Annotated in this window: 22 protein-coding genes; 6 read left to right on the forward strand and 16 right to left on the reverse strand. The window is 68.7% G+C overall.

Features of this window, described 5'->3' with window-relative positions; translation table 11 throughout:
* Together ACN675_RS07435 and ACN675_RS07440 are read left to right on the forward strand one after the other, a co-directional pair.
* A partial coding sequence (locus ACN675_RS07435) for a CoA transferase (RefSeq protein WP_420750237.1) occupies positions 1-820 on the forward strand: 820 nt, incomplete at its 5' end.
* The gene (locus ACN675_RS07440; RefSeq protein ID WP_420750238.1) at positions 817-2,211 is read left to right on the forward strand and encodes an amidohydrolase family protein; all 1,395 of its coding nucleotides are present in this window, start codon (positions 817-819) and stop codon (positions 2,209-2,211) included. The genes ACN675_RS07435 and ACN675_RS07440, both read left to right, overlap by 4 nt.
* A 51-nt stretch (positions 2,212-2,262) precedes the next feature.
* On the opposite strand, the gene ACN675_RS07445 is transcribed toward ACN675_RS07440, so the two are convergent.
* Genes ACN675_RS07445 through ACN675_RS07455 form a run of 3 tightly spaced genes read right to left on the reverse strand, consistent with a single transcriptional unit; the run spans position 2,263 to position 6,103 of the window.
* A complete protein-coding gene (locus tag ACN675_RS07445) occupies positions 2,263-3,342 on the reverse strand; it encodes a 2-oxoacid:ferredoxin oxidoreductase subunit beta (RefSeq protein ID WP_420750239.1) in 1,080 nt (359 codons plus the stop codon).
* Positions 3,339-5,300, reverse strand: coding sequence for a 2-oxoacid:acceptor oxidoreductase subunit alpha (locus ACN675_RS07450; RefSeq protein WP_420750240.1), 1,962 nt, complete (start codon positions 5,298-5,300; stop codon positions 3,339-3,341). Before ACN675_RS07450 ends, ACN675_RS07445 begins: the two co-directional genes overlap by 4 nt.
* A 59-nt stretch (positions 5,301-5,359) precedes the next feature.
* A complete protein-coding gene (locus ACN675_RS07455; protein WP_420750241.1) occupies positions 5,360-6,103 on the reverse strand; it encodes a dienelactone hydrolase family protein in 744 nt (247 codons plus the stop codon).
* 125 nt (positions 6,104-6,228) lie between these two features.
* Here ACN675_RS07455 and ACN675_RS07460 point away from each other — a divergent pair, with 125 nt between their 5' ends.
* Complete coding sequence (locus tag ACN675_RS07460) at positions 6,229-6,921, forward strand: SDR family NAD(P)-dependent oxidoreductase (RefSeq protein WP_420750242.1); 693 nt, start codon at positions 6,229-6,231, stop codon at positions 6,919-6,921.
* A 2-nt stretch (positions 6,922-6,923) separates the two neighbouring features.
* Here ACN675_RS07460 and ACN675_RS07465 read toward each other — a convergent pair whose 3' ends face one another.
* The 4 genes from ACN675_RS07465 to ACN675_RS07480 all read right to left on the reverse strand — a co-directional run bounded on the left by ACN675_RS07465 (position 6,924) and on the right by ACN675_RS07480 (position 10,718).
* Complete coding sequence (locus ACN675_RS07465) at positions 6,924-7,655, reverse strand: IclR family transcriptional regulator (RefSeq protein WP_420750295.1); 732 nt, start codon at positions 7,653-7,655, stop codon at positions 6,924-6,926.
* A gap of 218 nt (positions 7,656-7,873) precedes the next feature.
* On the reverse strand, positions 7,874-8,140 hold the full coding sequence (locus ACN675_RS07470; RefSeq protein ID WP_420750243.1) for a WhiB family transcriptional regulator: 267 nt from the start codon (positions 8,138-8,140) through the stop codon (positions 7,874-7,876).
* A gap of 8 nt (positions 8,141-8,148) precedes the next feature.
* Positions 8,149-9,345 (reverse strand): acetyl-CoA C-acetyltransferase, encoded by a 1,197-nt coding sequence (locus ACN675_RS07475; protein ID WP_420750244.1) that lies wholly within the window; start codon positions 9,343-9,345, stop codon positions 8,149-8,151.
* Between the two features lie 161 nt (positions 9,346-9,506).
* The gene (locus tag ACN675_RS07480) at positions 9,507-10,718 is read right to left on the reverse strand and encodes a CaiB/BaiF CoA transferase family protein (protein ID WP_420750245.1); all 1,212 of its coding nucleotides are present in this window, start codon (positions 10,716-10,718) and stop codon (positions 9,507-9,509) included.
* Between the two features lie 216 nt (positions 10,719-10,934).
* Between ACN675_RS07480 and ACN675_RS07485 the strand changes: the two genes are divergently transcribed.
* Complete coding sequence (locus tag ACN675_RS07485; RefSeq protein WP_420750246.1) at positions 10,935-12,350, forward strand: MFS transporter; 1,416 nt, start codon at positions 10,935-10,937, stop codon at positions 12,348-12,350.
* Between the two features lie 63 nt (positions 12,351-12,413).
* On the opposite strand, the gene ACN675_RS07490 is transcribed toward ACN675_RS07485, so the two are convergent.
* Positions 12,414-13,421 (reverse strand): LysR substrate-binding domain-containing protein, encoded by a 1,008-nt coding sequence (locus ACN675_RS07490; protein WP_420750247.1) that lies wholly within the window; start codon positions 13,419-13,421, stop codon positions 12,414-12,416.
* 111 nt (positions 13,422-13,532) lie between these two features.
* Here ACN675_RS07490 and ACN675_RS07495 point away from each other — a divergent pair, with 111 nt between their 5' ends.
* Together ACN675_RS07495 and ACN675_RS07500 are read left to right on the forward strand one after the other, a co-directional pair.
* A complete protein-coding gene (locus ACN675_RS07495; protein WP_420750248.1) occupies positions 13,533-14,453 on the forward strand; it encodes a CoA transferase subunit A in 921 nt (306 codons plus the stop codon).
* Entirely contained in the window at positions 14,450-15,226 is a 777-nt protein-coding gene (locus ACN675_RS07500; RefSeq protein ID WP_420750249.1) for a CoA-transferase subunit beta, read from the forward strand. The genes ACN675_RS07495 and ACN675_RS07500 overlap by 4 nt, the downstream gene beginning before the upstream one ends.
* 56 nt (positions 15,227-15,282) lie before the next feature.
* On the opposite strand, the gene ACN675_RS07505 is transcribed toward ACN675_RS07500, so the two are convergent.
* The 8 genes from ACN675_RS07505 to ACN675_RS07540 all read right to left on the reverse strand — a co-directional run bounded on the left by ACN675_RS07505 (position 15,283) and on the right by ACN675_RS07540 (position 23,584).
* Positions 15,283-15,720, reverse strand: coding sequence for a carboxymuconolactone decarboxylase family protein (locus ACN675_RS07505; RefSeq protein WP_420750250.1), 438 nt, complete (start codon positions 15,718-15,720; stop codon positions 15,283-15,285).
* Between the two features lie 85 nt (positions 15,721-15,805).
* Positions 15,806-16,828, reverse strand: coding sequence for an acyl-CoA dehydrogenase family protein (locus ACN675_RS07510; protein ID WP_420750251.1), 1,023 nt, complete (start codon positions 16,826-16,828; stop codon positions 15,806-15,808).
* A complete protein-coding gene (locus tag ACN675_RS07515; RefSeq protein WP_420750252.1) occupies positions 16,825-17,970 on the reverse strand; it encodes an acyl-CoA dehydrogenase family protein in 1,146 nt (381 codons plus the stop codon). The genes ACN675_RS07510 and ACN675_RS07515 overlap by 4 nt, the downstream gene beginning before the upstream one ends.
* Positions 17,971-17,973: 3 nt before the next feature.
* Positions 17,974-18,585, reverse strand: coding sequence for a TetR/AcrR family transcriptional regulator (locus tag ACN675_RS07520; RefSeq protein ID WP_420750253.1), 612 nt, complete (start codon positions 18,583-18,585; stop codon positions 17,974-17,976).
* Positions 18,585-20,150 (reverse strand): acyl-CoA synthetase, encoded by a 1,566-nt coding sequence (locus tag ACN675_RS07525; protein WP_420750254.1) that lies wholly within the window; start codon positions 20,148-20,150, stop codon positions 18,585-18,587. Before ACN675_RS07525 ends, ACN675_RS07520 begins: the two co-directional genes overlap by 1 nt.
* A gap of 2 nt (positions 20,151-20,152) precedes the next feature.
* Entirely contained in the window at positions 20,153-21,310 is a 1,158-nt protein-coding gene (locus ACN675_RS07530) for an acyl-CoA dehydrogenase family protein (RefSeq protein ID WP_420750255.1), read from the reverse strand.
* Positions 21,311-21,347: 37 nt separating this feature from the next.
* On the reverse strand, positions 21,348-22,157 hold the full coding sequence (locus ACN675_RS07535; RefSeq protein WP_420750256.1) for a crotonase/enoyl-CoA hydratase family protein: 810 nt from the start codon (positions 22,155-22,157) through the stop codon (positions 21,348-21,350).
* A 92-nt stretch (positions 22,158-22,249) separates the two neighbouring features.
* A complete protein-coding gene (locus ACN675_RS07540; protein WP_420750296.1) occupies positions 22,250-23,584 on the reverse strand; it encodes an ABC1 kinase family protein in 1,335 nt (444 codons plus the stop codon).
* Positions 23,585-23,806: the final 222 nt, after the last annotated feature.

Below are 23,806 nucleotides of genomic sequence, written 5' to 3' on the forward strand. Positions count from 1 at the left end.
GGCCGAACGCGCCGAACTTCTGGGCGTCGCCGCCGCGCCGGTTGCCGCACCGGTCGCGGTTCCCCCGGTGCCGGCCGCGCCGCGATCGGTCGAGGGTCTGCTCGTCGTCGACTTCAGTGCTCTGTGGGCGGGGCCGCTGTGCTCGCATCTGCTGGGGTTGGCCGGCGCGCGCGTGGTGAAGGTGGAGACCCCGTGGCGGCCCGACGGCGCGCGGCGCGGCAATCCCGACTTCTACCGGCTGCTGCACGCCGGCCACGAGTCGGTGGTGCTCGATCCGAACGTGCCCGGCGAACGCGACGCGCTGCGCAGTCTGGTCGCGGCGGCGGACATCGTGATCGAAGCGTCCCGGCCGCGCGCGCTCGCCGGATTCGGGCTCGACGCGGACGCGTTCGTCGCCGACGGGGGAACCTGGGTGTCGATCACCGCGCACGGGCGCGGCAGCAACCGCGTCGGTTTCGGGGACGACGTCGCCGCGTCCGCGGGACTGGTCGGATACGACCGTGGCACACCGGTGTTCGTCGGTGACGCGATCGCCGATCCCCTGACCGGACTGACCGCGGCCGCGCTCGCGATGTCGGCACCGAGTGGGGGTGGCGGGCACCTGTGGGATGTTGCGATGTCCGCGGTCGTCGCCGCCACGCTCATCGACTCCGATTCCGTTGTGCCGCAGACATATCGGTCCGGAGAGCGCTGGTGGGTGGACACCGCGAACGGCGCCGTCGCGGTCGCCGATCCGGCACTGCGCACACCGTCGGGTCTCGCGCCGGAATCGGGACGTGACACCGACAAGGTGCTGTCCGAGTTGAAGATCCGGCGATGAAGACGCTGCTGGTCCGCGACGTCGAGGTCGCGGGACGGCCCGGTGTCGACGTGCTGGTCCGGGCCGGGGTGATCGTCGCGGTCGGTTCCGGGCTCGACGTACCCGGCGCTGCCGAGGTGCTCGAGGGTCACGGCGGTGCCCTGATTCCCGGCCTGCACGATCACCATCTGCATCTGCATGCCGCTGCCGCACAGCGGATGTCGGTACGGTGCGGTCCGCCGCACGTGCGCTCATCAGGCGACCTCGCAGATGCGCTCGCCGCCGCGCCGGGCGACGACTGGATCCGCGGCGTCGGCTACATCGAGTCGGTGGCCGGACTGCTGGACTCGGCGGGCCTGGACCGGATCCACGCCACCCGGCCGGTGCGGATCCAGCACCGCAGCGGCGCGATGTGGGTGCTGAACACGGCCGCCGCCGCACAGGTCCGACTCGACGAGGCGGATCATCCGGGGGTGGAACGCGACGAACGGGGGCGGCCCACCGGCCGGGTGTGGCGCGCGGACGACTGGTTGCGCGACCGACTGCCCGCGACCGTGCCACCGCCCTTGGACGCGGTCGGCGCCGACCTGACGAGATTCGGGATCACGGGGATCACCGACGCCACCCCCGATCTGTCGGAGAGTTCGCTGGACGCGCTGGTCGACGCCCACCTCCGCGGGATCGTGCCCCAGCGGATGCGCCTGCTCGGGGTACCGCTCCACCACGAATCATCTTGGTGCACATACTCCCTGAGCTCAGGGCCCTACAAGATCGTGCTCGCGGACTCCGGCCTGCCCGAACTCGACGACCTCGTCGCGACGATCCGTCGCGTGCACACGGCCGGCCGCGCGATCGCCGCGCACTGCGTCACCCGCGAGGCCCTGCTCATCCTGCTCGTCGCACTCGACGAGGCCGGCACCGTCCCCGGCGACCGCATCGAGCACGGTGCGTTGATCCCGGCGGAGTCGGTCACGGAGTTGCGGCGGCGCGGCCTGACCGTCGTCACCCAGCCGGGTTTCCTGGCGCACCGCGGCGACGACTACCTGCGCGACGTCGAACCGCGCGACCTGCCGGACCTGTATCGGTGCCGGAGCCTCATCGACGGGCACGTCCCGACGGCGTTGTCCAGCGACGCCCCGTACGGCCCGCTCGACCCGTGGGAGGTGATCGCCGCCGCCGCGGACCGGCTCTGCCCGACCGGCGAGATCGTCGGGCCCGCAGAACGTATCGATCCGAGCGAGGCACTGGACCGGTACCTGGCACCGCTGGACGACCCCGGCGGTCCCGCCCGCACGATCCGTGTCGGCGCCGAAGCCGACCTGGTGCTGCTCGATCGCTCTCTCGCCGAAGTGCTGGCGTCACCGCACGCGGATCGCGTGCGCGCCACCGTGATCCGCGGCGAAGTGCGCTGACGCACCGGTGTGCCTTTGTGGCGGTCCCAGCCGCCACAAAGGCACACCGGGTCAGACGGACCACGTATTGGAACCGTTGAGCAGCGCCTGCAGATCCGCGGGCTTCTCCTGCCGCGCCTGTGCGACCTGTGCGCGCACCCCGTCGTCGTACGTGTTCCGCGCGACGGCGCGCAGAACCCCGGTGACGGTGTAGGTCAGATCGTGCGTCGACAGCCGCGTCAGCGCGTAGGCGTATTCGGGGTCGTCGGTGTACGCGTCGTGGACGACGATGTCCTCGGGTGCGGTCTCCGCCGTCGGTACCACCCGCAGGCCGAATCCGCTTCGCACCACGCACCATTGGTCGTCGATGCCGAAGACGATGGGCTTGCCGTGCACGACGGGGACGAGCCGGTGCTCCGCGCCTTCCTTGCGCAGGGCGTCGAACGAGCCGTCGTTGAAGATCGGGCAGTCCTGGAGGATCTGGACGAACGCGGTGCCGCGGTGTTGCGCCGCGGCCAGCAGCACCTCGGTCAGACCCGCCCGGTCGGAATCGAGGGCGCGCGCGACGAACGTGCCCTCGGCGCCGACGGCCAGTGACAGCGGATTGAACGGTGCGTCGAGCGATCCCATCGGCGTCGACTTGGTGACCTTCCCCGTCTCCGAGGTCGGCGAGTACTGCCCCTTGGTCAACCCGTAGATCCTGTTGTCGAACATGAGAATTCGCATGTTCACGTTACGGCGGAGGGCGTGGATGAGATGGTTGCCGCCGATCGAGAGGCTGTCGCCGTCGCCGGTGACGACCCACACCGACAGGTCCGGCCGGCTCACCGCCAAGCCGGTCGCGAGGGTCGGGGCACGGCCGTGGATCGAGTGCACACCGTACGTGTCGAGGTAGTACGGGAATCGGGAGGAGCAGCCGATGCCCGAGACGAACACGACGTTCTCCCGCTTGATGCCCAACTGCGGCAGCACCGACCGGACGGTCGCGAGGATGACGTAGTCACCGCACCCGGGGCACCACCGCACCTCCTGCGAAGACGTGTAGTCCTTGGGCTTCTGCGGTTCGTCGGTGTGCGGCACGTGCGCGTGCGCCGTCAACCCCGCGTGCTCCGTCAACCCGAGGTCGGCACCGACTCGCATCCCACCGGTCATGCCCGCTCCCCCTTCTTCACGACGGCCGCGACCGCGGCCCGGGTCTTCGCGTCCTCCGTCGCGGCGAGAGTGCCCGCGACCTCCGCGAGCAACGCGTCGTGCAGTTCGTCGGCCCGGAAGGCCATGCCGGACACCTTCGTCACGGGCTGGATGTCCGCGTCGAACCGCGCGCGCAGCAGCAGCGACAACTGGCCGAGGTTCATCTCGGGCACCAGCACCCGCCGGTACCGGCCGAGAACCTCACCGAGATTCGCGGGCATCGGGTTCAGATGCCGCAGGTGCGCCCGCGCGATCGCGTGCCCACCGCGCCGCATCCGGCGCACCGCCTCACCGATCGGCCCGTACGACGAACCCCAGCCGAGGACGAGGACGGTCGCGTCACCGGTCGGGTCGTCCACGTCGAGGTCGGGCACGGTGATCCCGGCGATCCGGGCCGCGCGTACCCGCGTCATGAGTTCGTGGTTGGTGTGGTGGTACGAGATGTCGCCGGTGCCGTTCGCCTTCTCGAGCCCGCCGATGCGGTGTTCGAGACCGGCCGTCCCCGGGATCGCCCAGTCCCGGGCCAGGGTGTCCGGGTCCCGCGCATACGGCAGGTGGCCGCCCTCGCCGTTCGCACGCGCGAGGTCCGGTTCGATGGCGGGCAGCGTCGCGACGTCGGGGATCCGCCACGGTTCGGAACCGTTGGCGATTGCGCCGTCGGACAGCAGCATCACCGGGGTGCGGTAGGTGACGGCGATCCGCGCGGCCTCGAGCGCCGCGTCGAAACAGTCGGCCGGGGACTGCGGCGCGACGATCGCGACCGGGGATTCGCCGTTGCGGCCGAACATGGCCTGCAGCAGGTCGGCCTGTTCGGTCTTGGTGGGCAGGCCCGTCGACGGGCCGCCGCGCTGGACGTCGACGACGATCAGCGGCAGTTCCGTCATCACGGCCAGGCCGATCGCCTCGGATTTCAGGGCGACACCGGGACCGGATGTGCTGGTGACGCCGAGCGCACCGCCGTAGGAGGCGCCGAGCGCGGCGCCGATCCCGGCGATCTCGTCCTCCGCCTGGAAGGTGACCACGCCGAAGTGCTTGAGTTTGCTCAGCTCGTGCAAGATGTCCGAGGCCGGGGTGATCGGGTAGGTGCCGAGGAAGACGTCCATCCCGGCCGACCGCCCGGCCGCGACCAGCCCGTACGCGAGCGCGGTGTTGCCGGTGATCTGCCTATAGGTCCCGGACGGCAGGGCCGCCGGCGCGATCTCGAATCGCGAGGCGAACGATTCGGTGGTTTCCCCGTAGTTCCAGCCGGCGCGCAAGGCCAGGATGTTCGCCTGCGCGACGTCGGGCCGGGCCGCGAACTTCCGGTCGAGGAATTCCTCCACCGCGGCGATCGGCCGTCCGTACATCCACGACAGCACGCCGAGCGCGAACATGTTCTTCGACCGCTGCGAGTCCTTCCGTCCGAGACCTGCCGGTTCCACGGCACCGACGGTCAGCGACGTCATCGGGATCGCATGCACCTGGTACTGCTCGAACTCCGGGGTCGCGAGCGGGTCGGTGTCGTAGCCGACCTTCGCGAGGTTGCGCTTGGTGAACTCGTCGATGTCGACGATGAGGATCCCGCCGGCCGGCAGGTCCGCGATGTTCGATTTCAGCGCGGCCGGGTTCATCGCGACGAGCACGTCCGGACGGTCGCCGGCCGTGAGGACGTCGTACTCGGCGATCTGGATCTGGAAGCTGGAGACACCGGGCAGCGTGCCCTGTGGAGCGCGGATCTCCGCTGGGAAGTTCGGTTGGGTGGCCAGGTCGTTGCCGAACGCGGCGGCTTCGGCGGTGAACCGGTCCCCGGCGAGCTGCATGCCGTCGCCGGAGTCGCCGGCGATGCGGATGACCACCTGTTCGAGGGCGGTCACCTCATCGCTACGGTCGGGTTCCCCCACCGCGCTGCGTCCTGCCGAACTCTGTACGTCCGAACTCATAGGCGAGTCTCACTTCCTTGTGTGACCGAACCTGCCGTGCGCACTCTCCATCGTCGTCCTCAGCCGGACGGACGCAACCTGCCCCGGTCGTCGCCCGCCGTCGTCGCGGCCGCGAACTCGAGAACCTGTGGCCAGGACACCGCATACGCTGCGGCGTTGACCGGGTTCGTGTGCCGGGCGCGCACGCTGAAACCGTGCTCGGCACCCGGGTAGACGTGCATGACGGTCGCACCCGACTCCCGGTTCTGCAAGGTCGTCTGCAACCGGGCGAACGTGGCCGGTGACATGACGGTGTCGGCGCCCGCGTGCAGCACCATCACCGGGGCGGTGATCCGCCCGGCACTGTCGACGGCATCGACGGTCTGGTTCGGGGGCCTCTGGTCGTGGATCGACGGGTGGTAGGCGACGACGTTCGCGAGTCGGTCGTCGCGGCTGCCGAGGATCAGGGCGAGACGTCCGCCGAGGCACCAGCCGATCACGCCGACCGATTGGAGTTCCAGTTCGCCGAACATGTGGTCGAGCAGGGTGCGCATCTCGGCGATGCATTCCTCGTCGTCGAGGGCGTTCATCAGTTCGACGAGGCGTTCGCGCGGGGCATCGTCGTCGCTGACCCCGTGGAACGGGTCCCACACGAGCGCGGTCAGTCCTGCCCCGGCGATGTCCTCCGCGTATTCGCGGACCTGCGCGCCGATGCCGGTGATCATGGGGAGAAGCAGCATCCCGCCGCGGCTGCGTCCGAGCGGTCGTGCGAAGAACGCGGACAATCCGCCGACAGTGATGCGTTCGGCCTCGATATCCTTCATGGCCTCGAACGTACGTCACCGGCAGGCGCGTTGCGGGAAAGTACACGCACCGCTGGGGCGACGCACTGCCCACCTGCCGGAACCCGCCGCGCGACTGTGACTTGCCATGCCCTAATCTGCCGACTATGACACGCACCACACTGATCACCGGTGGCACCGGCGGCCTGGGTTCCGCAGTGACCGCGCATCTGCTGGCGGCGGGCTGGCGGGTCGTCGTGCCGTGGCTCGTCAAGGAGGAGCTCGACCGCGTCCCCGAACACCCGAACCTGCACCTCATCGAGGCCGACCTGTCCGACGAGGCGCAACTCGAAGCGGCCGTCGACCTCGCCGCCGCCGATCCCGATGCCCCGCTGTTCGGTGTGGTCAACCTGGTCGGTGGCTTCGTGTCCGGTCCGCGCGTCCACGAGGCTCCGGTCGAGGTGCTCGATTCCCAGATCGACCTCAATCTGCGCACCACCTACGCGGTGACGCAGGCGGCGCTGCCGCATCTGATCCGCGGTGGTGGCGGCTCCGTGGTGTGCATCTCGGCGGCCGCGACCAACAACCCGTTCACCGGCGCGGCCGCCTACATCGCTTCGAAGGCAGCGGTCGCGTCGCTCGTGCAGTCTCTCGCCGTCGAGTACCGGCCCGACCGCATCCGCGTCAATGCGCTGTTGCCCGGGGTCATCGACACCCCCGGCAACCGGACCGCGATGCCCGACGCGGACACGACGCACTGGTCGAAGCCGGAGGATATCGCGAAGGTCATCTCGTTCCTGTTGTCCGACGAGAGCTCGGCGATCACGCGCGGACTGATCCCGGTGACCAGCCTCGGCTGAGCTCAGTCGAGCTGTTCGGACAGGTGCGCGCGCCGCGCGAGGGTCGCACCGATACCCGCCGCGGCCGCCCGCACCGACGCGGCGTGCTGCTGCGGCCGGAACCCGGTCACCGGGCCGGTGACACTGATCGCGGCGACCACGCGCCCCTCCGATTCGAAGATCGGCGCGCCGACGCACACGATGCCCGGCGCGGACTCCTCGAACTCGTAGGACACGCCCTCGGCGATCACCCGGTCGAGCAGCTGCCGCAGCATGCCCGGGGTCGCGACGGTGCGCGGAGTGCGGCGCGGCAGCGGGCCGGTGAGCACCTGCGTCACCACCTCGGGTTCCGCCCACGCCAGCAGGGCACGCCCGATTGCGGTGCAGTACAACGGCATCCGGCCGCCGACCCGCGACGGTGCGCCGACCTGCCGGTGACCGCCGATCTTGGTCAGGTAGATGACCTCCATGCCGTCGCGGATCCCGAAATGCACCGTTTCGTGGGTGCGTTCGTACAGGTCCTCCATGAACGGGATCGCGACCTCGACGAGACTGCGCTCCACCGAGGCACGCATCCCCAGTTCGAAGAGCTGACGGCCGAGCCGGTATCCGGCCGGGGTGCGTTCGAGCAGCCGTACCCCGACGAGATCGGTGGCGATACGGTGCAGCGAAGCCTTCGGGATATCCGTGCGGCGGGCGAGTTCGGCCAGGCTCACGCCGTGGTCGTCGATCGTGAAGGCGTGCAGCACGATCATGACCTTGCCGAGCACCGTGTTCCGGTCGAGGGCTCCGTGTGCGCTGCCGGCACCGACCTCGTCCGTCCCGTTCTCACCCACCGCGTGCCTTCCACACTCTCCGCGCGGCGTCCGCGCTGTCCGGTGCTCGCCGCATTCCCCGAGCGAATGTACCGCTCGGTCGGTTGAAGGAGACGAACGGTACATTCGCTCCGGTAACCCACCGTAGCGGCGAGCGGTCACGCGGACAGTACGCGCCCCAGCTTCCGCGCGCGGGCGTATGCGCGGCGTTCCGCATAGGTCATGCCACCCCAGATGCCGTGCGTCTCGTCCGCCTGCAACGCCGTCTCGCGGCATTCGGCGACCACCGGGCACGATCGGCAGATCGATTTGGCCGCGGATTCGGCGCGCGCCGCCGCGAGCCGGCCGTCCTCCTTCTGCGGGAAGAACGTCGTGGTGTCCATGCCCCGGCAGCGTGCCCACAGGGTCCAGTCGCGGTCCGTCATCTCGTGTCCTATGCGGTGGTGATCGAGGCAGCCATGCCCTGGCCGCCGCCGATGCACATGGTCACCAGTGCTCGGCCGCCGCCGCGGCGCTTCAGTTCGTGCAGGGCGGTCGCCGTCATGCGCACACCGGTCGCGCCGATCGGATGCCCCAGCGAGATACCGGATCCGTTGACGTTGAGGCGGTCCCGGTCGTCCCAGCCCCATTCCTTCAGCACACCGAGAACCTGGCAGGCGAATGCCTCGTTGAGTTCGACGAGATCGAAGTCGTCGAAGCCGAGTCCGTTGCGGTCGAACAACTTCCGGGTCGCCGCGACCGGGCCGAGACCCATGGTCGCGGGGTCGCAGCCGGCGGCGGTCCAGCCCTCCAGGAATCCGATCGGTTCGAGCCCGTACTCGTCGAGCTTGTCCTCGGCGACGACGAGAAGTGCTGCGGCAGCGTCGTTCTGCTGGCTTGCGTTACCGGCGGTGACGACGCCGTGCGGGGTCACGGTACGGAGCTTGGCGAGCGATTCGACGGTGCTGTCGGGCCGGATGCCCTCGTCGCGGGAGACGACGGTGGTGTTCCCCTTGCGGTCGACGATCTCGACCGGCACGACCTCGTCGTCGAAACGCCCTGCCTCCCAGGCTTCGTGGGCGCGGCGGTGACTTTCCGCCGCGAGCGCGTCGGAGTCCTCACGCGTGATACCGCACTGCTTGGCGACGTTCTCCGCGGTCTCGATCATTCCGCTGATCTTGCCGAAACGCCATTCCGGCTGCGATCGCTCGCGACCGCGGTCGAGGCGGTCGTAGAGGTTCAGGCTGCCGGCGCGGGTGCCCCAGCGGGCACCGGTGGTGTAGTGCTCGATGTTGCTCATCGACTCGACACCCCCGGCGACGACGACGTTCGCGGCGCCGGTCTGCACCATCATCGCGGCGGTGACCAGGGCCTGCAGGCCGGTGCCGCAGCGGCGGTCGGTCTGGATTCCGGCGACCGAGATCGGCAGGCCGGCGTCGAGGGCGGCCCAGCGGCCGATGCACGGCGCCTCGGAGCTCGCGTAGGACTGACCGAACGCGACCTCCTCGATCAGTTCCGGGTCGACGCCGGAGCGCGCGACGGTCTCCTTGACGACGGTGGTCGCGAGGGAGACGGCGGACACGTCACGGAGTGCACCACCGAATCGGCCGACGGGCGTGCGGACGGGGGCGACGAGGGCCGCTCGGGTCATGGGTTTACTCCTCAGCGGGAACACGATTTGTACGGCCATTTTTCGGTACGCGGCCGCCGACGTCAACAGGGCACGCCCCAGAATCTCGACGAATACGCAATCAGGGCCGGATTCGTGACCGAAAATCGTCACAAATCCGGCCCTGATTGGCCGTACATTCTCTAGCCGACGATGCCGGCGGCCCGCAGCCCCGCGACCTGCTCGTCGGTCAGGCCGAGCTCGGCCAGCAGAGCGTCGGTCTGCTCGCCGAGCGCGGGCACTGCTCCCATCGGCAGTTCGACGTCCCGGAAGTTCATCGGCGGACGAACCGCCCGGATGGGACCGGCCGGGGTCTCGACCTCGCGCCACCGATCGCGGGTGGCGAGCTGCGGATGCTCGATGAGCCCGCGCAGATCACGCAACCGTGCGGCGGGCACGCCGGCGGCGGCGAGCTTCTCGTCGAGCACGTCACTCGCGAACTGCTTCGTCGCCTCCCCGACGAGCGCGTCGACCTCCTCGCGGCGCCGCACCCGCTCGACGTTCGTCGCGTAGCGCGGATCGTCCGCCAGTTCCGGCAGTCCCAGCACATCGGTGAGGGTGCGCCAGCCGCGATCGTTCTGGACGCCGATGAGGATCTCGCCGTCGGCGGTCGGGTACTTGTCGTACGGCGCGATCGACGTGTGCGCCAGTCCCATTCGCGGAACCTGCCGATCTTGATACATCTGCAGGTACATCGGGTAACCGAGCCATTCGGCGGTCGCGTCGAACATCGACACGTCGATCGTCGCGCCCACGCCGGTGCGGCAACGACGCAGCAGCGCGGCCTGGATCGAGGTCAGCGCGTACATGCCGGCGGCGATGTCCGCGGTGGGGATGCCGGTCTTCACGGCCGTCTCGGGGGTGCCGGTGATCGAGCACAGCCCGGTCTCCGACTGCACCAGCAGGTCGTACGCCTTCCGGTCGCGCATCGGGCCGTCGGTGCCGTAACCGGACATGTTCACCACGATCAGTTCGGGATGGTCGGCGCGCAGTTCCTCGGCGCCGAGCCCGAGTCGTTCGGCCGCACCGGGCGCGAGGTTCTGCAGGAACACGTCGGCGCCGGCGATCAGGGATTTCACGGCGGCGATCCCGTCGCCGGCCTTCAGATCGACGGCGAACGACTCCTTGCCGCGGTTGAGCCACACGAAGTGGGCGGCCTGCCCCAGCACGGCGCTGTCGTAGGCACGCGCGAAGTCACCGTCGCCGACCCGTTCCACCTTGATCACCCGGGCACCCAGGTCCGCGAGGTGCCGGGTCGCGAGCGGCGCCGCGACCGCCTGTTCGAGGCTCACCACGGTGAAGCCGGCCAAGGGCAGGTCCGACGATCCGTTGTCTTTCGCGCTGAGTTCGCTCATATCTTTCACAGGTACCAGACGCGTCCGCACCGGCGCCGACTGCGCTCCGTGCAGGGCCACACGGGTGAGCAACACCGATTGATACGCGTTCGCTAACAATCACGCCGCCATCAAGTATTGGACAGCCACAGTCCGCGCTGGAATTCTTTGTGATGCGGAGCACAGGATACGGCTCGGCATCCGAGAACCCCATCCCCCCAGAAGAGAGGACGAGGTATGAGTGCGTCCCTAACCGACCGGGAAGTGACGAAGAAGGCCCGCAAAGCCGGAATCGCCTCCTTCGTCGGCACCACCATCGAGTGGTACGACTTCTACATCTACGGCACGGCGGCGGCGCTCGTCTTCGGCAAGGTCTTCTTCTCCGACGATCTCCCGGCGGGCGTCGCAACCCTCCTGGCGTTCGTCACGCTGTGGGCCGGCTTCCTCGCCCGCCCGATCGGCGGCGTGATCTTCGGGCACCTCGGCGACCGCATCGGCCGCAAGAACACCCTGGTGATCACGCTGATCATGATGGGTATCTCGACCGTCGGCGTGGGTTTGCTCCCCGCCTACGACCGGATCGGGATGTGGGCGCCGATCCTGCTGGTGTTCCTGCGGGTCCTGCAGGGCATCGCCGTCGGCGGCGAATGGGGCGGTGCCGTCCTGATCGCCAGCGAGAACGCCCCCAAGGGCAAGGGCATCCTGTACTCCGCATTCGCGCAGCAGGGTTCGCCCGCCGGCAACCTCCTCGCCACCATGGCGTTCTTCCTGCTCTCGTCGATGCCGACGCCCGAATTCCTGCTCTACGGATGGCGCATCCCGTTCCTGTTCTCGGCCCTGCTCGTGATCGTCGGCATGGTGATCCGGCTCAAGCTCGAAGAATCCGACGCGATGAAGGCGGTGCTGGCCAAGAAGAAGACCGTCAAGCTGCCGATCGCCGAGGTACTGCGCAAGCACTGGGTGCTCGTCCTGCTCGGCGCCGGCGCCCTGCCGCTCGCCCAGGTCACCTACTTCAAGAACACGTTCGCATTGTCCTGGGCGACAAGCGAACTCGGATACGAGCGCGGCACGTTCCTCGGCATCATCGCGATCGCACTCGTCGTCCAGTTCATCGTGCAGCCGTTCGGCGCCGTGCTCGTGTCGAAGATCGACATGCGCGTCGCGATGTGCCTGATGATCGTCCCGGAACTGTTCCTGATGCCGGCCATGTTCTACGCGATCCGCACCGAAACGTTCGCGATCGCCGCGGTCGGTATGTGCCTGGCGACGATTCCGCACTCGATGTTCTACGGGGCGATCGGCGGCCTCCTGGCCCGCGCCTTCCCCGCGAAGATCCGCTACTCGGGCCTGTCCGCGGCCTACCAGCTGTGCTCGCTCATCGTCGGCGGCGGCACCCCGGTCCTGGCGCAGTGGCTGCTCAACAGCTCCGGCAACGTCACCGGCGTCGCGATCGCCGCCGGAACGTACGCCGCAGTGTCGCTGGTCTGCACCCTGCTTCTGCTCAAGCGCACCGGCTACGACCCGAAGTCCCTGTCGAAGGCGGAGCAGGCCGACGAGGCCGAGCTGGAGCTCGAGGCGCAGGAAGCGGCCGAATCCGCGACCCGCACCGAGTCCGCGACCGAGTCGACCGGCCGGGTCCGCGTCGGAGCCTGACGAACTACCCGACACAAGCGAGCGGTGCCGAACCCTTCCCGGGTCCGGCACCGCTCGCTTGCGTCAGGACACTCTGTCGTCAGCACCCGCGGTCGGCTGAGCCGCAGCACCCGCGGTCGGCTGAGCCGCAGCACCCGCGGTCGGCAGAGCCGCAGCACCCGGGGTCGGCTGAGCCGCAGCACCCGGGGTCGGCAGAGCCTCCTCGGAAAGCCTAAGGACCTCCGCGAGCGCCGGGCTGGTGTCGTCCTCCCGCCACACCAGCCGCACGTCGATCGGCGGCTGCCCCTCGAGCGGTACGAACACCACCTCCGGGTTGACGACGTGCTGAGCCACCGACGAGACCGTCAGCGTGCAGCCCACATCGGCGGAGACCAGCGCGGCGAGGGACAGGGAATCCGGTGCGCTCTGCACGATCCGCGGCGTGAACCCGGCGTCGTGCGCGAGACGCAGCAGCAGCTCGCGCAGCATCGATCCCGGTTCGGCGGGGAGCATCACCCAGGATTCGTCGGCGAGTTCGTCGAGGCGCAGGCTCGTCCGCCCGGCGAGCCGGTGCTCGCGGGGGAGCCCGATCACCAGGTCCTCGCGGGCGACGACCCGCGATGCGATCCCGGGTGGGAAGAACAGCAGTCGCACGATGCCGATATCGAGAGTGCCCTCCGCAAGCCGGTTCACGACTTCGCTTGCGTAACTCGACCCGGCGAGCACGAATTCGATGCCGGGGTGGGTACGTCGCACCAGCTTCGCCCACTTGCCCACCAGGTGATGCGACGACGAGCCGGCGAACCCGATCCGCACCCGCCCGGTCCTGCCGCGTCCGGCGGCGGTGACCGCCATCTCCGCCAGTCGTACCGCGTCGAGGATGGCACGAGCCGGTTCGACGAGGGCGCGTCCCGCCTCGGTCAGCCGGACGCTGCGCGTGCTGCGCTCGAACAGCGTTGCCCCGAGCCCCTTCTCGAGCTGCCGGATGGTGCGGCTGAGCGGGGGCTGTGCCATGTGCAGACGCTGCGCGGCACGCCCGAAGTGCAGCTCCTCCGCGACCGCGAGGAAGGCTCTGATCTCATGGATCTCCACCACTCCAGATTATTCCTCTTCTGATATCAGAGCAGGCAACACTTTGTATTGGACTGCATCTATTGCGCATGTCACAGTCGTAGGACAGCAGAGAACGAGCAGGAGTTCGCAATGGCCGCAGACAAAGTCATGACGATGAGCGACGCCGTCGCCACATACGTGCAGGACGGGATGACGGTCGCCCTCGAAGGCTTCTCGCATCTCATCCCGTTCGCGGCCGCCCACGAGATCATCCGCCAGGGTCGCAAGGACCTGACCCTGTGCCGGATGACGCCCGACATCATCTCCGACCAGCTCATCGCCGCCGACTGCGTCTCGAAGCTGGTCGCGTCGTTCTTCGCGAGCGGCTCCGCCGGATCGCTGTACGAAATTCGCCGACGCATCGAGAAGCACGACCCCGTGAAGCTCGAGGTCGAGGAGTACAGCCACTACGGGATGGTGTGCCGCTACCAGGCCGGCGCGGCCGGACTGCCGTTCTTCCCGCTGCGTTCCTACGCCGGCAGCGACCTGCCCGCCCTCAACCCGCAGATCCGTCTCGTCGACGACCCGTACGGCGAGGGCAGCATCTACGTTGTGCCGCCGCTGAATCCGGACGTGACGATCATTCACGCGCAACGCGCCGACCGATCCGGCAACGTCCAGATCTGGGGCATCGCCGGTGTCCAGCAGGAAGCGGTGTATGCCGCGAAACACGCGATCGTCGTGGTCGAGGAGATCGTCGACGACGACGTGATCCGTTCCGACCCGAGCCGCACGCTCATTCCGTCCCACGCGGTGGACGCCGTCGTCGTGTGTCCCCGCGGCGCGCACCCGTCCTACGCGCAGGGCTACTACGACCGCGACTGCGCGTTCTACCGCCGGTGGACGGCGATCAGCAAGGACCCGCAGGCACTGCGCACGTGGCTGAAGGAGTGGGTCTTCGAACTCCCCGACCACGACGCCTACCTCGCCAAGCTCGGCGACGACTACTGGAGCGACCTCGAGGTCGCACCGCGCCATTCCGGTACCGTCAACTATGGGAGCCGAAAGTGACTGCTGCCGAAACCTTCTCCACGACAGAGCTGATCGTCTCGGTCGCCGCGCGCGCCCTGGCCGGCAAGACCCGGGTCTTCGCGGGCGTGGGACTTCCGACGCTGGCGGTGGACCTCGCGGCCCGCACGTCGAACCCCGACGTGGAGTTGATCTACGAATCCGGTGTGTGCGGTGCACATCCCGAAGCCATGGCCGAGGGAATCGCCGATTCGGTGGTGGTGTCCGGTGCCGAGTCCGTCGTCTCGATGGCGTCGCTGTTCGGATACGTGCTGCAGGGTGGCAACGTCGACGTCGGGTTCCTCGGCGCCGGCCAGATCGACCGATACGGCAGCCTGAACACCAGCCTCATCGGTGACTGGGACAAGCCCACCGTGCGGTTGCCGGGGGCGGGCGGCGCCGCCGAGATCATGCCGAATGCGGGTGAGGTCTTCGTGGTGATGCGCCGGCACGACCCGAGCTCCTTCCCCGCCGAGCTCGACTTCTGCACGTCGCCGTCCCCGGTGCGCGCCCGCGAGGCCGGTGTCGGGATGATGCCGCGCGGCCGGGGCGTGACCAAGGTGTTCACGAGCCTGGGTGTGCTCTCCCGCAGCGGTCCGTTCGACGAACTCGAACTCACCAGCGTGCACGAAGGCGTCACCGTCGACGAGGTGCGCGCCGCGACCGGCTGGGATCTGAAGGTGTCGGACACTCTGACCGTGACCGAGCCTCCGACCGCCCACGAGATCCACCTGTTGCGCGACGAGATCGACAAGGTGCGTCTCTACCTGCGCTGACCCCGCCCCTCGTGCGCGTTTTCGGTAGGGCCGGTGCTACCGAAAACGCGCACGGGTCAGGGGGCCACGGGGTAGTGACTGCGGACCGCGATGCGGTTCCACGCGTTCATGACGATCGCGAGCCACGTGATCGCGGAGACCTGCTCGTCGCTGAGCGAACCGTCGTCCCATTCGTGACGACCGGGCTCCATGGGGTGCGTGACCTCCTCCGCGAGCGCGAGCGCGGCCCGCTCCTGTTCGGTGAAGTACTGGGACTCCCACCAGGCCGCAAGGACCGCGAGACGGTCCGTGGTCTCGCCCTTGTCGAACGCATCCCGGGTGTGCATGCGCAGGCAGAACGCGCATCCGTTGAGCTGCGACACCCGGATCTTCACCAGTTCGGCCAGCTTCGGATCGAGTCCGGCCGCAGCGACGGCCTCCTCGACCTCCTTGTTCAGCGTCAGCACGCTCTTGTACGGGGCCGGGTGCTGCTTACCGAGATTCACGTGCGCCATCGTCGAGGTCCTTCCGGCGAGCGAAACCGGCCCGGATGCGACCGGCCGTTTCATTCTGCCAGTCGCACCCGGGCCGCCGGGGCAGCTACGCGGAACCTCCGGTGAGCAACGCCCACACGTCGCCGGACGCGACCGCGGTGTCGAGCAGTTCCGCGTCCCACGACGCGAGGGATCCGAATTCACTGCGCCACGACAGGATCCGGTTCGCGTGCCGGTGCAGTTCGTGTTCCATCGTGAAACCGATCGCGCCGAGCGCCTGGTGCGCGTTCCGCGCGATCTTCCCCGCCGCATGCCCGGCACACGACACCGCCGCGGCGATGTCGAATCGTGTTGCCGCATCGCCGAATCCGCGTTCGACGGCGGAATCGACCGCGGCGTCGGCGGCGGCCCGCGCGAGTGCCGCCTCGGCGGCCAGATCCGACACCAGTGCCTGGACGGCCTGGAACTTGCCCAGGGCGCGACCGAACTGCACGCGGGCGGTGGTGTGTTCGACGACCAGTTCGAGGATGCGGTCCATCGCGCCGGCCGACATCAGCACCCGGGCCAGCGCACCGCGGTAGCGGAAGTGCTCGGCGACGGTGTCGGATACCGACGTTCCCGACAACCCGGACAGATCGATCCGCACGTGGTCGCGGGGTTCGGCGGCAAGGTTGACCGCTTCGGTCAGCTCGATGCGGTCGCGGGGCACGTCGGCCACCGACCATCCGTCGGCGCCCTGCCACAGCACGACGACGGCATCCGCGTAGCGCGCCCACGGCACGTACCGGGCCTGCCCGTCGGCGTCGAGCACCGCGGCGGTGCGCACCTCGTCGCCGACGGGAAGGCCGGCCTGTTCGAGCAACCATCCGGCGAGCAGATCGTGTTCGGCGACGGGGACGGCCGCGGCGGCACGACCGGCCGCGGTGAGCAGCAGCGCGGCCTCGGTCCAGCCGGCACCGCTGCCACCGGTGGCCTCGTCACCGGTGAGCCGGGTCAGGCCGAGCTCGGCGAGCGTGGTCCACAGCGAGCGGTCGAGCTCGACGACCTCCCCGATCCGGTGATCGTCGCCGGCGGTGAGCACGTCGGCGAGCATCTTCTCGAAGTCCAGCAATTCGGTCGACTGCGTCATCTCAACCCCAATCCTCGTGCGACGACCCCGCGCAGGATCTCGCTCGTGCCACCGCGCAGCGTGAAACCGGGTCGCTGCATCACACCCGCCCGGACCAGCTGCGCGAGCTGGTCGTCGCCGGGGCCGTAGCCGACGAGTTCGTCGGCGAGTTCGGCGATGTCGCCTTCGAGCCCGGTGCCGAGCACCTTCACGACCGACGCCGACAGGGCCGCGTCCTCACCGCGCTGCAGCGATTCGGAGACGGCACGCGACATGCGGCGCAGCCCCGCGATCCGGCCGATCGACGCGCCGATCCGCGGATCGCGGTCGACGCTGCCGGCGCCCGCGCCGCGCACGAGCTCCTCGAGCAGGCCGAACGTGGACAGGAATCGTTCCGGCCCGCTGCGCTCGAAGCCCAGTTCGCTGGTGACCTGCTCCCAACCGGAGCCGATGCTGCCGAGCACCAGATCGTCGGGAACGAACACGTCCTCGAGCAGCACCTCGTTGAAGTGGTGCTCACCGGACATCGACAGGATGGGGCGGATCGTCACGCCCGGCGAGTCCAGCAGCACGATGAACTGGCTGAGCCCGTCGTGCCGGTGCGCCGGGTCCAGCGGCGCGGACCGGGCCAGCGCGAAGAACGCGTCGGCGTGATGCGCACCGGAGGTCCACAGCTTGGTGCCGCTGATGCGCCAGCCGCCGTCCACCTGCGTCGCGCGGGTCTTCACGCTCGCGAGGTCGGAACCGGAGTCGGGTTCGGACATGCCGATCGCCCAGCAGATTTCACCGGCCGCGATGCCGGGGAGGAACCGCCGCTTCTGCTCCTCGGTGCCGTACTTCAGCAGCGACGGCGCGGCCTGCCGGTCCGCGACCCACTGGGCCGCGACCGGGGCACCGACCGCCAGCAGTTCCTCGGTGACGACGAACCGCTCCATGAACGTGCGCCCGTGCCCGCCGTATTCGGTGGGGATCGTCATGCCGATCCAGCCCTTCGCGGCGAGCGCCCGCGTGAAATCGGGATTCCACCGCGTCAGCCAGGTGTCGATACCGGGGGTGAAGACCCCCTTCTCGATCTGCTCGTGCAGGAACTCCCGCACCTCGGTCCGCAGTTCCGCGAGCGCAGGATCGGGGGCGCCGGCCGGCGGCACCAGTTTCGTACTCATGTCCTAACCTTTCTTCCCGGCCGACGATTCGGGTATCTCCCCGGGGCACAGGAGGTTCAATGCCATCTCCGCGTACCGTTCGCCGAGTTCGGCGGGCGTGTCGGGTCCGTTCGGGTCGTACCAGTTCGCGATCGCTGCCGTCATCGCGAGAATCGACTTGCGGCAGTCGTCCGGGTACTTCGTCGTGAAGACCCCCGCCGCGACACCGTCGTCGATGATCGTGCGGATCCGCTGCCGCCCCACCCGTCGCCGCTCGTCGTAGAGCCGTGCGCCTTCGGGTTCGAGGTTGCGGATCTCGGTGGCGATCATGCGCCCGTGTTCGGGGAACTGCGTGCGGAATTCGACGTTCGCACGGACGAACGCGCGCAACTGCTCGACCGGGTCGTCGCCGGCGGCTTCCAGCGCCTTCTCCCACAGCGAGTCGTAGGTGTCCACGCCGTCCATGAGGATGGCGAGCAGCAGATCCTGCTTGTTCTTGTAGTGGTAGTACAGGGCGGACAGGCTCACGCCCGCCTCCTGCGCGATGGTGCGGATGGACGAGGATCCGTATCCGTTGCGGACGAACTCCTTTCGTCCCACCTCGACGAACATCCGCTGCCGCGGTGACAGTGCCATCAGTGTGCCTCGGCATCCGCGTACGTGTCGATCAGCTCCCGCAACGCACCCTTGACCATCTTGCCGGTGGGGGTGCGCGGCAGCTCGCCGACGAACCGCACCCGGCGGGGGCACTTGAACGACGACAGTCGGTCGCGACAGTAGTCGATGATGTCGCGTTCGGGGTCGTCGCCGGTGGCGACACCGGGAACGAGCTGGACGAATGCCTCCACCCGTTCGCCGCGATCGCGGTCCGGCACTCCGACCACCGCGACGTCGGCGACGGCCGGGTGCAGTGCGAGCAGGTTCTCGATCTCCTGCGGGTAGATGTTCACGCCGCCCGAGATGATCGTGAAGTTGTCGCGTCCGGTCAGGAAGAGGAAGCCGTCGGTGTCGAGGTAACCGAGGTCGCCGGTCGTCATCCAGTTCTCGTGGACCGGATGCCTTGTGCGTGCGGTCTTCTCGGGATCCTTGTGGTATTCGAGCCGATAGTCCTGCCGCTCGAAGTACAGGACTCCCGTCTCCCCGGAGGGAAGCTCGTTCCCCGCCTCGTCGCAGATGTGCGCGATGCCGAGTGTGCCCGGCCCGCCTGTCCGACCGACGCTGCCCGGTTTACGGAGCCAGTCCTGCGGGGTGATCACCGTGCTGCCGATGGCCTCGGTGGACGAGAAGTACTCGTACACGATCTCACCCCACCAGCGGATGAGCGCCTGTTTGACGTCGACCGGGCACGGCGCCGCCGAGTGCAGCGCGCACTTCATCGACGACAGGTCGTATCGGTCCCGCACCTCCTCCGGAAGCCTCAGCATCCGAACGAAATGCGTGGGCACCCACTGGCTGTGGGTAACGCGGTACCGCTCGATGTACTCGAGGCAGCGCTCGGCGTCGAACCGGTCCGTGAGCACGACCGTCCCGCCGAGCGCTTGGGTCGACACACCGTAGCGCAGCGGCGCGGCATGGTAGATCGGCGCCGGCGACAGGTAGACGGTGTTCTCGTCGAATCCGAAGCCCCGCACCGTGTTGAGTAGCGGCGGCCCCGGCTCGTCGTCGACCTGGGCGCCGCTGAGGGACGGCCGGATGCCCTTCGGACGACCGGTGGTTCCGGACGAGTACAGCATGTCGCTGCCGCGGGGCTGGTCGGCGGGCGGGACCGTCGACAGGTCCACGACCTCGTCCTCGTACACGAGGTGGCCGGGCACCGGACCACCGAATGCCAGGCGGTGCGCCACCTTCGGCGTGAGCGGCACGATGTCGTCGGCGAGCTGCGCCAGGGGCGCGGACACAACGAGCACCTTCGCGTCGCAGTCGTCGACGATGTACGCCGCCTCGGCGGGCGCGAGGTGCGTGTTGACCAGCGTGATGTACACACCCGAACGCACTGCGCCCCAGTACAGTTCGAACACCGTGGCATCGTTGACGGTGAGGACGGCGATGTGGTCGCCGACCCCGACACCGTGCTCGCGCAGCCAGTGCGCGAACCGTACCGACGCGTCCTCGAGCTCACGATAGGTGATCACGCGTCCGGTCGCGGCCTCGTGTACCGCCGGACGGTCCGGGGTGGTGGCGGCGTAGCGACCCGGATACATTCCTACAGCCCCAGATCCTTGGAGATGATCGTCTTCATGACCTCGCTGGTGCCGCCGTAGATGCGGGTGACGCGGGTGTCCGCGTACAGGCGGGCGATGGGGTACTCGGTGATGTAGCCGTAGCCGCCGTGCAGCTGCAGGCACTTGTCGATGACCCGCCCGGCGACCTCGGTGCACACGAGCTTGGCGCGCGCCGCGTCGGCGACCGTCAGCTCCTTGCGGTCGAGCAGTTCGAGGCAGTGGTCGACGTAGACGCGGGCCATCTGGGTCTCGGCCGAGCATTCGGCGAGAACGAACTTGGTGTTCTGGAACGCGGCGACGGGCTTGCCGAACACCTTGCGGTCCGAGGTGTAGGCGATCGCGTGCGCGATCGCGGCCTCGGCGAACCCGACCTGGTTCAGGGCGATGCTCAGGCGTTCCTGCGGCAGGTTGTGGGTCAGGTACGAGAAGCCCTTGCCCTCCTCGCCGAGGAGGTTCTCGACGGGGACCTTGACGTCGCTGTAGGACAGCTCGGCGGTGTCCTGCTGGTGCAGGCCGAGCTTCTTGAGCTTGCGTCCGACCGAAAAGCCTTCGTTCGCAGTCGGAACCGCAATGATGGACAGGCCACCGCGCCGGTTCTCGGGATCGAACGGCGAGGTTCGGCACACGGTGAGGATCAGGTCGGCGGTGGCTCCGCCGGTGATGAACGTCTTGGCGCCGTTGATGATGTAGTGGCTGCCGTCCTCGGACAGCTTCGCGGTGGTGGCGATATTCGCCAGGTCGGACCCGGTGCCGGGTTCGGTCATCGCGATGGCGGTCATGATCGAGCCGTCCGCGAAGCCCGGCAGCCAGCGCTTCTTCTGCTCCTCGGTGGCGTACTCGAGCAGATACGGCAGGATCAGGCACGCGTGAACGGTGTAGCCGCCGAAGGAGACTCCCGCTCGGGCGACCTCCTCGAACACGATGGTGTTGTACACGAAGCTGGACTCGCCACCGCCACCGAATTCTTCGGGGACCTGGATACCGAGGATGCCGAGTTCGCCGAGGCGCTTGAAGAATTCGCGGGGCGGGTGGCCGATCTCGTCCCATTCCTCGCGGTGCGGTGCGACTTCACGTTCGATGAAGTCGCGCACCATCTTCCGGAACTGCTCGTGCTCTTCGGTGAGAATTGTGCGCTTCATGTGATCGTCCTTGTCGAAAGTGTGGGCGGTGCCGGGGTCACTCGCCGGTGAAGTTCCCGGTGCGGCGTTCGAGGAAGGCGGACAGTGCTTCCCGGTGATCGGCGGTGTGGTGGGACAGCGCCTGCAGCGAGGCGGAGAGCTCGAGCAGCGTGTCGAGGTCGACGCGCTGGCCTTCGCGCAGAAGCTTCTTGGTCATACGCAGGGCGTTCGGCGGGTTGACGGCGACACGCTCGGCGAGTTCGTGGGCGGCGTCGAGCAGGTTCTCCGGCTCGACGACACGCGAAACCATGCCCCAGTCGAGGGCGGTGGCCGCGTCGACGCGATCCCCGGTGAACGCCATCTCGGCGGCGCGGGCCGCACCGATCGCGCGCGGCAGCAGCCAGGCGCCGCCGTCACCGGGGATGATTCCGAGCTTGACGAAGCTCTCGGCGAAGAACGCGGTGTTCGACGCAATCCGCATGTCGCACATCATCGCCAGGTCGCAGCCGGCTCCGACCGCGGGGCCGTTGACGGCCGCGATGATCGGAACCTCGCAGTGGTAAATGGCCTTCGGCAGGCGCTGGATGCCGCGGCGGTAGCCCTCGCGCAGCGCGTGCGGCGCGCCGGCGAACATGCCGGTGCGGTCGACCATGTCCTTGACGTTGCCGCCGGCGGAGAACGCGCTGCCGGCGCCGGTCAGGATCACGACGCGGGTCTCGATGTCGGCGTTCGCCTCGTCGACCAGTTCGACGAGGCGTTCGACGACGTCGTCACCGGAGATGGGATTGCGCAGGTCCGGGAGGTTGATCGTCCAGGTGACGACGTTGCCCTTGCGGGTGCTGACTACGACGTCGTTCGCGGTGCTCATGGCGAGGAGATCCCTTCCCGAAAAGTTGAGTCGAACGATCGTTAAAATTAGGGGAGCCGGCGGGACCTGTAAAGAGCCGCGAACGTTGTTGATCAGTCGGGCAGGCTAATGCCCGATTCGGCCGCGCCTATCGCAACGTCCTCCGGGAAGATGTTGCGGAACAGGTACAGGTCCTGGCCGAGCACCCAGCCCGGCGCCAGCGCCCGCGCATAACGCTCGAAGTACCCGAGCTGCTTGCCGAACAGCACCATTTCCTCCGGGCTCGCGACACCCCACCGTTTGCCGAGCCGGATCAACGCCATGATCAGGTCGCTCAGCCGCAGTTCCCCCAACTCCCCTCCCAAGAGCGGTGCGAGCGCCTCGGCGACCTCCAACCCCAACATCTCGTCGTCGAGATCCGTCCCGGTTCCGTAGCCGAGTTCGCGGATCCCGCGCGCCACGCTGGCGAAATCGCCGTCGACCGCGGTGGCATGGAACAGATCCCTGAGGATCACCCGCCAGGGCTCGGGCAGCTCACCGACGATCCCGAAATCGAGGAGCGCGAGCCGGCCGTCGTCGAGCAGCCACAGGTTTCCGGCGTGGACGTCACCGTGGAACGGGCCGTGCAGCACGACCGATTCGATCCACACCTTGACCCCGCGCCGGATCAGCAGCCGCGTGTCGATGCCGCTGTCCGGATCCGCGGCGACGCGGTCCATCGGAATCCCGTACAGGCGTTCCATGCAGATCACCCGCGGACCGCAGTAGTCCCAGTACACCTCGGGGGTGGTGACACCCTTGTTGTCACCGAACGCGCCGATCCTGTCCCGGAACCGCGACTGCCGGTCCGCTTCGACGGCGCTGTTCAGTTCGGTCATGGTCGCGGAGTAGAGGTCCCGGATGATCGCCGGTGCATTCGCGATCCGGAAGAACTCGAACACCTGCAACAGCCGCGCACCGGCGTACGCGGCGCGCAGATCGACGAGCATGCGGTGACGGATGCCCGGCCGCTGGATCTTCACCACCGCGTGGCGCCCGTCCCGCAACACACACGCGTGCACCTGCGCGACCGAGGCCGCAGCGAGCGGGGTGTCGTCGAACTCGGCGAACAACTCGTCGATCCGGTGTCCGAGATCCTCCTCGAGCACCGCGCGGGCCTTTGCGGCCGGGACAGGCGGAACGTCGTCGAGGCAGCGCAGGCACGCGTCGGCGAGGGGCTTCGGGAACAGACCCGACGACGACGCGACGAGCTGGCCGAGCTTCACGAACGTCGGCCCGAGTGTCTCGAACGCATCGACGACACCCTCGGCGGCCGCGTCGACGATCCCGCGACCGTCCGGCCGCAGCGGCCAGGCCAGCACCTTCATCAGCACGGCGATGACGATGACGACGGCGACGACGACCGCGCGGCCGAGTTCGGCCGGGCCGAACCTGTCGAGCGGCGGCATGGCCACCTGCAGTGCCTCGGGCGGCGGTCCGCCCGCGTACGGGCCGACGGGATGCTGCCCGTCACCGACGTGCGCTGCAACGTGCACGAAATCCCCCTCGTGTCCGGCGCCGGCGGCGGCGTCCTCGTGGTCCTGCGCAAGGTGCGACGGTACCCGGCGTGCACAGATACTTCGAGGGGTGTTTCTGTCGGTGCCGCCGACTACCCTCGGTCGGGTAGCCGA

Source organism: Rhodococcus sp. O3, from assembly GCF_048897285.1.
In the GTDB taxonomy this organism is placed as follows: Bacteria; Actinomycetota; Actinomycetes; order Mycobacteriales; family Mycobacteriaceae; genus Rhodococcus.